Raw genomic sequence first — 7,160 nt, 5'->3', positions numbered from 1 at the left:
AGACGGGAACCACCCCGGCCAAGGCCATCGAGCGCCTGCGGGTCGAGGCGGCCCGCGCCCTGCTCGACAGCCAGCCGCTGCAGGTCGAGGACGTGGCCCTGGAAACCGGCTTCGGCGATCCCGAGCGCATGCGACGGGCCTTTGTCCGCGCCTTCGGCCAGCCGCCCCAGGCTCTACGCCGCGCGGCCCGCGGCAATGCCTCGACGCTGGCCGAAGCTTGACGATTGACAGCCGCCGCCTGCTGGAAGAGGCTCGGGCCGACGGGTGACCGACCCGTCCTGAAACGCCCAAAGGGAAACGCGTCCATGGCTCACACCTTCATCATCAAGAAAGACAAGGCGGGCGAGTTCCGGTGAACTTCTCCTACAACGGCGAAGTCATGTTCTCGACCGAGGGCTATTCCTCCGAAGGCCTCGGCCAAGAACGCCATCGAATCGATCAAGAAGAACGGCCCCGCCGCCGAGATCGACGACCAGACCGACGACTGAGGCCGCCCCAACCCTCTTGACCTCCCCGGCCGTTCGGCGTCTGATCGTTGATAACAAACAGACGTCCCGGGGAGGCTCGATCCCATGACCGCCAGCGCAGAGGGCCGCAAGGCCGTGTTCATCACCGGAGCCGCCAGCGGCATCGGCCTGGCGGCGGCCAAGCGCTTCGCGGCCGAGGGCTGGTTCGTCGGTCTCTCGGACATCGACAATCTCGGCCTCAAGGCCGCCCTGATCGCCGTGGGCCCGGCCAATGGCTCGATCCACCATCTCGACGTCCGCGATCGCGCCGACTGGAACCAGGCCCTGGCCGATTTCGGCAAGCTGACCGACGGTCGGATGGACGTGCTGCTCAACAATGCCGGCATCGCCAAGTTCGGGGCCTTCGAGACCATCTCGGCCGACGACAGCGACCTGCAGATCGACATCAACATCAAGGGCGTGGTCAACGGGGCCCGCGCCGCCCTGCCCCTGCTCAAGGCGGCCGGCGGCCGGCTGATCAACATCGCCTCTTGCGCGGGCCTCTATGGCTCGCCGCAGCTGGCGGTCTATTCGGCCACCAAGTTCGCGGTGCGCGGCCTATCCGAGGCCCTGGACGTCGAATATGCCGCCCACGGGGTCAGCGTCGCCTGCGTCATGCCGTGGTTCGTCGAGACGCCGATCCTGCAGACCGGAGCGGCCGGCTCCAACGCCAACATGGCCGACGCCCTGCGCTCGGGCGGGCTAGAAGTCTATCCCGTCGAGGACGCCGCCGAGGTGATCTGGCAGGCGGTGGCCGGCAAGGCCCTGCATTATTTCGTCGGGGCCCGCGCCAAGCAGATGCGCTTCGCCAGCAATCACCTGCCGGGAAACCTCAGGAAGCAGCTCCGGTCGCGGCCGATGCTGTCGACTTGAGGCCCTCTCCGGTCTTGTCGCCGGTCACCATGATCGGATGCATGGCCGGGGCCGAGGCCGGTTCGGTGGCCCGACCGGACGGACCGCCCATGCCCGGGGCCGCGGAGGTCGCGACGGGCATGGCGTTGGCCACATAGAGCGGGGCCGGCTGGCCGTCCGCGCCGAGCGGGCTGGGCAGGCTGGTCAGGACGGGGGCGTTGGGCAGGTCGCCGACCGTGGATGGGCGAGGCTGGCGGCTGAAGGCGTCCGGCGCGCCGGCCCGACCGCCGAAGCGGTAGAACACGTGCATGCCCACCTGGCTGACCCGCAGAAGGCGCGAGCCCCAGCCCGGCGAGACGCCGGTGGTGTGGAAATGGGTGGCGGCGCCGACCTCGGCCATCACCGTGCCCGACAGGGCGCGCGCGGCGATCCGCTCGGCCCGGCTCCAGGCGCCGCGTTCGCGGCGGGCCCGCATCGAGCCGTCGCAGGCGAAGCTGAACTGGCAGCCGGTCTTGGCGTTGGCGCCCTGGAACACCACGCCGCAGATCGACTTGGGGAAGGCCGGATGGCGGGCGCGGTTCAGAACCACCTGGGCCACGGCCGCCTGGCCGCGGGGGGTCTCGCCGCGGGCTTCGTAATAGACCGCGTCGGCCAGGCACTCGAGCTCACGCGAGCTTTCCAGGGCGTTGGTCAGGCGGAACGGCGCGACGGCCGGATTGAACGGACCGCCGAAGCTGGTCCGCAGCAGCAGCGGGGCTCGGTCGCCGCGATGGCGCTCTTCGAGCCGGGCCGCGAACAGGGACGCCTGGCGGTCGCGCTGGGCGCCGCCGGCGACGGTATAGGGGTCATGACGACGGGCGACGGCGAGGGCGCCGGCGTCCATCCGAGACGCGGTCTGGTGCAGCGCCACATCGGAGAAACCCTCCGAGGCGCCGCCGGCCAGGCGAGACACTTGAGCGTGCTGAGCGGCGGATTGGGCCATGCCCCCCGCCAGATAGACGCCGCCAAGCGCCAGACCCGTGACGGATCCGACCAATACGGCGCCGATCAGCGCGCGCGCGTCTGCGCACGTCTGCGACTTGATGTTCAAAACTCGTGTCCTGCGCGGCGAGGGCGATACGCCCCCCGACAAAACGCCCTCAAAGACCCGGTAAAATTACGCTCGGGCGGCTCTGAAAGCGGAGGCTCGACCGGTTCACGATAGTGGCCGAAGTCCTGCTTATGACCGCCTTATGACGCATCCGTGAACGAGTCGCAAGCTTCTGATGCACTGCAGCATGAATTTTGGGCGCCGACCGTTCAGATCAAATGGTTAACGCCTTGATTCTCACGATAAAACTGGACAGCTCAAAGATTCCGCATTGCGGCGATTACTGAGGCCCACGGTGAGTGCAGAGGCCCGTGGTGCTGAAGCGGAACCATGGGGCGCCCAGCCCGTTACTGAACAACGTTCCGGCTTGTTCAGAGAGATCATCATGACCGCCCTTCGCTTCGCACCTGTCGCCCTTCTCGTCGCCCTGTCCCTGTCCGCCTGCGGTCACAACATGCAGCAGCGCGCCGCCACCGGCGCCATCGCCGGGGCCGTGGTCGCCGGTCCGGTCGGGGCCGTCGCCGGCGCCGCGGTCGGGGCCGTGGTCGACACCGCCGCCAAGCCGAAATAGAGCCCAGCGAAGGGGGCTTCCCGCCCCCTTCGCGACCTCAGGCCCGCCCGCGACCCCCTCGGAACAGCCGCCAGGCCTGGACCAGGATCGTGCCGACATTGACCGCCACGGCCACCACCAGGACGATCTGGAAGGTCGCGTCGAGGGTCATTTGGAAGCGCGCCGCGTCTGGGGCCGCGTCCGGGCTCACCACCACCAGTCTTCCGGCCTGATAGAGCAGGGCCGCCACCACCAGGCCGGCCAGACCGCCGGCGATCTCGAACACCGCCCGCAACCGCACCCAGCTGGGCTTGACCACCCCGACCAGCCCCGCCGTCGCCTGGAACGCCGCCAGGACCAGGATCGGCCAGTAGAGCGAGGCCCAGACGGCGGCCGGCGCCAGGGTCAGCCCATCAATGTCGCCGGTCACCGAGAACGGCGCATCGACCAGCCGCGTCCACCACAGGATGAACAGCACCATGAAGATCAGCTCGAACAGCGCCTCGAAGCGCCGCTCCAGATAGGATTTGCGGCCCAGGGGCAGCTTGGGCAGGTCTGCGACCCGCCAGGGATGACGATCGCCCAGCTTGATCCAGCCCCGCTCGATCGCGCCCCCGATCAGGGTGGCCGCGCCGATCAGCATCAGGGCGGTGGGGACGAAGTCGCCGACCAGCTGCGGCAGCAGGCGGGTCAGGTCGGTCTTGCCGGTGACCGCCAGGATGGCCAGCGGGACCGCCGCGGCGATCGCCGCGATGGCCAGGGCCGCCTTCACCGCGAAGATGTAGAAGGGATAGAGCTCGGCCCCGATCAACACCCGCTGCGGGCCATAGCGTCCGGCCACCGCCAGGGGATGGCCGAACCCGACCAGCACCGCCTCGCGTTCCTTCTTGTCGAGCGGCCGGCCCAGGGCCGCCTCCTTCTCCTCGAAGCGGTTGAGCAGCAGGTCGCGCAGTTCGGCGACGATGTCCTGTCGCTGGGCCTTGGGCAGCAGGGCGGCGACGGCGCCCAGATAGTGTTCGAGCAGGTCCATGGTTGGGCGCGCCTCTAGATCAGGGATTGAAGGGTGGTGTTCATGGCGCGCCACTCGACCGACAAGCGGGCCAGAACGGCCTCGCCCTCGGACGACAGGCGGTAGAAGCGCTTCTTGCGCTTGTCTTCCTCGCGCCATTCGCTGGTCAGCAGGCCCTGCCCTCCAGACGCCGCAGCATCGGGTAGAGCGCGCCTTCGTCGATCTCCAGCCCCACGGCGGACAGGGCCTGACGCAGGCCATAGCCGTAGCGCTCGACCTTGAGCTGGGCGAGCACGGCCAGGATCAGGGTTCCGCGCCGCAGTTCCTGGCGCAGGGTTTCAAAAACGTCGGTGTCGGTCGGCATGATGTACGCCACATGGTGTGCGCCACTTGGTGTGTGACATACACTGTATGACACACAGGTAAGAGGGGAGTCAAATCGGGCGCCATTGCCATTCACAGCTTCGCCGTGTTGTGGTTCAACCTGAGTTTGTTCTTGGGGGACTGATGTTGCGTCGATTGTTTCTGGCCGCTTGGGTCCTTCTTGTTCTGGCCGTCCCGCCGCTCGCCCAGGCCGACATCCGGTCTCCATCGGCTGTCACCGTCGCCGCCAAGGCGGACGACGCTCTGGTCCTGGCCATTCAGGAAGCCAAGGCCGATATCGACAACACTGACCTGAAGCACGCCATGCAGGTCCTGAAGACGGTGCGAAAGCGCCAGGACTTCGAAGCGGCCGCCTCCCCGCTGCGCCACGGCGTCATCCTGATGATCGCTGGACTGGCCGCCGACGCCGAGGATTGGTCCGCCGCGACCGAGGCCATCGTCGTGGCCTCGGAAATGCCCGACGCCGTGGCCGTCGACTGGACCTTGCGGCTGGATATCGCCGGTCCGACGGACGCTCCCGAGGAGGCCCTAAGAAGCCTGACGGTTCTCGCTCAGCGCTTCCCACCGAGTTCGACGCCCTCAGCGACGGCAAGCTCTACTATTGGCGCCATCGCGCCCGGAGCCTGCCCGATGGACAGGCCAGGCTGTTCGCCCTCACCGACGCCATGGAGCGGGCGGGCCTGGCGCCCGACGATGTGTTCACCGATCTGAGCGCCCTCTGGAGCGAATACGCCCTCGGACACTGCTGTCAAATGGCCGGCTCGCCGAGGCCCAGGCCGTGGCGGGCCGGATCACCGACCCCGACGAGCGGATCGCGATGCGCGCCGACAAGCGGTTTGACCGGCTGGGCGCCGCCGGACCCGACCGCTTCTCGCCCAGGATCGGCGCCATGGCGCGTCTCAAACAGGTTGACGCTCTGATCCCGGCCCACCCTGCCCTCCTGGCCGGCCAGACCGCTCGGACCGAGGCCCTCATCGCCTGAACCGGGCGCCGGAGGCCTTGGTGGTGATCGAAGCGGCCCTTGGCCGGGTCACTACGAATCCCAAGGCGTTCACGGACCTCACCGAGGCGCTGGCCTGGGCCCACAATGTGCACAACACGGCCCTGAAGCTGGTGGGCCGCCGCGCTGAGGCGATCGAGGCCTTGGCCGTCGGGGCCCGAGTGCCCGAGGGTGGTCGCGCCAATGTCAGCCAAACCCTGAACCTGGGCGGGCCCAGTTGAGCGGCGGAAGCCCAAGGCCGCCTTGGCCACGGTGGCCACCGTGCGCCTGGACCAGATGTCGCCCTACGGCCAGTCTGTCGGTCTGTTTGTCAGGAGCTGCGCCGCCGCCACCCTCGGTGACATGGCGACCGCCGAAGCCGCGCTCAAACCGCTGGAGGCCCTCGGCGCGGACGGTCGCGCCAACCTTTTCTGGGCTCGGCTATGCCGCGATGATCTTGATGGGGCCGCAGCCCTGCTGATCGAACGCCTGAAGGATCCGCTGGAACGCGGCAAGGCCCTGTTGATCCTGCAGGACAAGCCCGCCCTTCCCTTCGCGAGCGACCACGACCGGATGCTCGACCGGCGCGCGGCGGCCCTGCGCGCCCGACCCGACATTGTCGCGGCTGTCGCCCGATCGGCCGGATCGAGTCCTACAGCGCCGAGGACCTCTGGCAGACCGCGCCCTGACCCTGTTGACGCGGTTGGGGGACTGACGCCCAAAAGCGGCGCGGGCGACGCCTGACGTCGCCCGCGCCTGACCGCTATTTCACTTCGGTGACGAACTGGTCGCGCGGCCGGCGGACCTTCTTGAGATTGACCAGCCAGTCGCCCTCGGGCTGGCGGTAGCCCAGCGGCGCGATGACCACCGAGCGCAGGCCACGGGCCCGCAGGCCGAGGATCTCGTCGAGCGAGGCGGGGTCGAAGCCCTCCATCGGCGTGGCGTCGACCGCTTCGAAGGCCGCCTGGGCCAGGGAGAGGCCAAAGGCGATATAGGCCTGGCGCGCGGCATGTTCGTAGTTGAGCTGCGGATCGCGCTGCGGATAGGAGGCCAGCAGCATCTGGCGATAGTTTTCCCAGCCTTCGTTACGGATGCCGCGCTGTTCATTGACCAGGTCGAACATGTGGTTGATGCGGTCGGCCGTGTAATTGTCCCAGGCGGCGAAGACCAGCAGGTGCGAGCCGTCGGTGATCGGGCTCTGGTTCCAGGCGATGGCCTTGATCTTCTCGCGGACCTGCGGATTGGTCACCACGATGACCTCGAACGGCTGCAGGCCGCTGGAGGTGGGGGCCAGGCGGGCGGCCTCGACGATGCGCTCGACCTTGTCGTCCGACACGGCCTTGGCCGATCCATCTTCTTGGTGGCGTAGCGCCAGTTCAACTTTTCAAGCAGCACGGAGGAACCTCGTTTGACCCGCACGCGGCGGTTAAGAGGCCTGATGTTGGCGTCGCCGACTGAAATCGCAACGGATGCGGTTCCTGTTTTCCCACAGGTCAAGGCGAGCGGAGGGGCGGCGCACGAGCCCGCCCCACAGGCGACGCCTCCCGCGCGCGGGCCCTATTTCGTCTCTGAGGGCTTGCTGTCCGCCTCCCCGGCCGCCTCAGATGCGATGATGGCCGAAGGACAGCGACAGGACAGGACGCGCTTGTCGAATCCGCCTGGGATCAAGGCTGGGAATGGCCTCCTGGTCCCAATGGAGCACCGCGGCGGTGTTGAGCCGCGCCTTCGTTCAGGGGCGGTATGGCGCGCCTGAGGGTCCGCCGCGCGTCAGACGAAACGGCCTGGATCGT

Annotated in this window: 9 protein-coding genes and 3 pseudogenes; 8 read left to right on the top strand and 4 right to left on the bottom strand. The window is 68.3% G+C overall.

Features of this window, described 5'->3' with window-relative positions; translation table 11 throughout:
• From CSW58_RS04540 to CSW58_RS04530, 3 genes and pseudogenes are all read left to right on the top strand, one after another.
• The coding region (locus tag CSW58_RS04540; protein WP_143755073.1) for a helix-turn-helix domain-containing protein at positions 1–221 on the top strand (221 nt) is incomplete at its 5' end.
• Positions 222–305: 84 nt separating this feature from the next.
• Positions 306–488 (top strand): annotated as a pseudogene (locus CSW58_RS04535) (YegP family protein).
• Positions 489–572: 84 nt separating this feature from the next.
• Positions 573–1,379, top strand: a complete 807-nt coding sequence (locus tag CSW58_RS04530; RefSeq protein WP_099446479.1) for an SDR family oxidoreductase — start codon at positions 573–575, stop codon at positions 1,377–1,379.
• On the opposite strand, the gene CSW58_RS04525 is transcribed toward CSW58_RS04530, so the two are convergent.
• Complete coding sequence (locus tag CSW58_RS04525) at positions 1,339–2,448, bottom strand: cell wall hydrolase (RefSeq protein ID WP_099446478.1); 1,110 nt, start codon at positions 2,446–2,448, stop codon at positions 1,339–1,341. The genes CSW58_RS04530 and CSW58_RS04525 overlap by 41 nt on opposite strands.
• Positions 2,449–2,833: 385 nt before the next feature.
• Here CSW58_RS04525 and CSW58_RS04520 point away from each other — a divergent pair, with 385 nt between their 5' ends.
• Positions 2,834–3,019 carry a hypothetical protein gene (locus tag CSW58_RS04520; protein ID WP_099446480.1) on the top strand — a complete coding sequence of 62 codons (186 nt, stop codon included), beginning with the start codon at positions 2,834–2,836 and terminating at the stop codon, positions 3,017–3,019.
• Between the two features lie 37 nt (positions 3,020–3,056).
• Here the strand turns inward: CSW58_RS04520 and CSW58_RS04515 are convergent, their stop codons facing one another.
• Both CSW58_RS04515 and CSW58_RS04510 read right to left on the bottom strand, forming a co-directional pair.
• On the bottom strand, positions 3,057–4,028 hold the full coding sequence (locus tag CSW58_RS04515) for a hypothetical protein (protein ID WP_099446477.1): 972 nt from the start codon (positions 4,026–4,028) through the stop codon (positions 3,057–3,059).
• Positions 4,029–4,042: 14 nt separating this feature from the next.
• Positions 4,043–4,371 (bottom strand): annotated as a pseudogene (locus tag CSW58_RS04510) (PadR family transcriptional regulator).
• A 143-nt stretch (positions 4,372–4,514) separates the two neighbouring features.
• Here CSW58_RS04510 and CSW58_RS04505 point away from each other — a divergent pair.
• The 4 genes from CSW58_RS04505 to CSW58_RS04490 all read left to right on the top strand — a co-directional run bounded on the left by CSW58_RS04505 (position 4,515) and on the right by CSW58_RS04490 (position 6,114).
• A complete protein-coding gene (locus CSW58_RS04505) occupies positions 4,515–5,102 on the top strand; it encodes a hypothetical protein (protein WP_143755072.1) in 588 nt (195 codons plus the stop codon).
• Between the two features lie 67 nt (positions 5,103–5,169).
• Positions 5,170–5,373: a hypothetical protein gene (locus CSW58_RS04500; RefSeq protein ID WP_099446475.1), complete on the top strand. Its 204-nt coding sequence runs from the start codon at positions 5,170–5,172 to the stop codon at positions 5,371–5,373.
• Positions 5,374–5,396: 23 nt separating this feature from the next.
• Positions 5,397–5,612 (top strand): hypothetical protein, encoded by a 216-nt coding sequence (locus CSW58_RS04495; protein ID WP_143755071.1) that lies wholly within the window; start codon positions 5,397–5,399, stop codon positions 5,610–5,612.
• A 22-nt stretch (positions 5,613–5,634) separates the two neighbouring features.
• Positions 5,635–6,114, top strand: a complete 480-nt coding sequence (locus tag CSW58_RS04490) for a hypothetical protein (protein WP_099446473.1) — start codon at positions 5,635–5,637, stop codon at positions 6,112–6,114.
• Positions 6,115–6,133: 19 nt separating this feature from the next.
• On the opposite strand, the pseudogene CSW58_RS04485 reads toward CSW58_RS04490, so the two are convergent.
• A pseudogene (locus tag CSW58_RS04485) lies at positions 6,134–6,765 on the bottom strand (NAD(P)H-dependent oxidoreductase).
• Positions 6,766–7,160: the final 395 nt, after the last annotated feature.

The organism is Caulobacter sp. B11 (assembly GCF_002737765.1).
Lineage (GTDB): Bacteria > Pseudomonadota > Alphaproteobacteria > Caulobacterales > Caulobacteraceae > Caulobacter.
This window is presented reverse-complemented; position numbering and strand designations above follow the sequence as displayed.

What these genes read in the sequence shown, in the direction of transcription:
- CSW58_RS04530 (WP_099446479.1), top strand. Translation starts at nt 573, where the DNA reads ATGACCGCCAGCGCAGAGGGCCGCAAGGCCGTGTTCATCACCGGAGCC.
- CSW58_RS04520 (WP_099446480.1), top strand. Translation starts at nt 2,834, where the DNA reads ATGACCGCCCTTCGCTTCGCACCTGTCGCCCTTCTCGTCGCCCTGTCC.
- CSW58_RS04515 (WP_099446477.1), bottom strand. Translation starts at nt 4,028, where the DNA reads ATGGACCTGCTCGAACACTATCTGGGCGCCGTCGCCGCCCTGCTGCCC.
- CSW58_RS04505 (WP_143755072.1), top strand. Translation starts at nt 4,515, where the DNA reads ATGTTGCGTCGATTGTTTCTGGCCGCTTGGGTCCTTCTTGTTCTGGCC.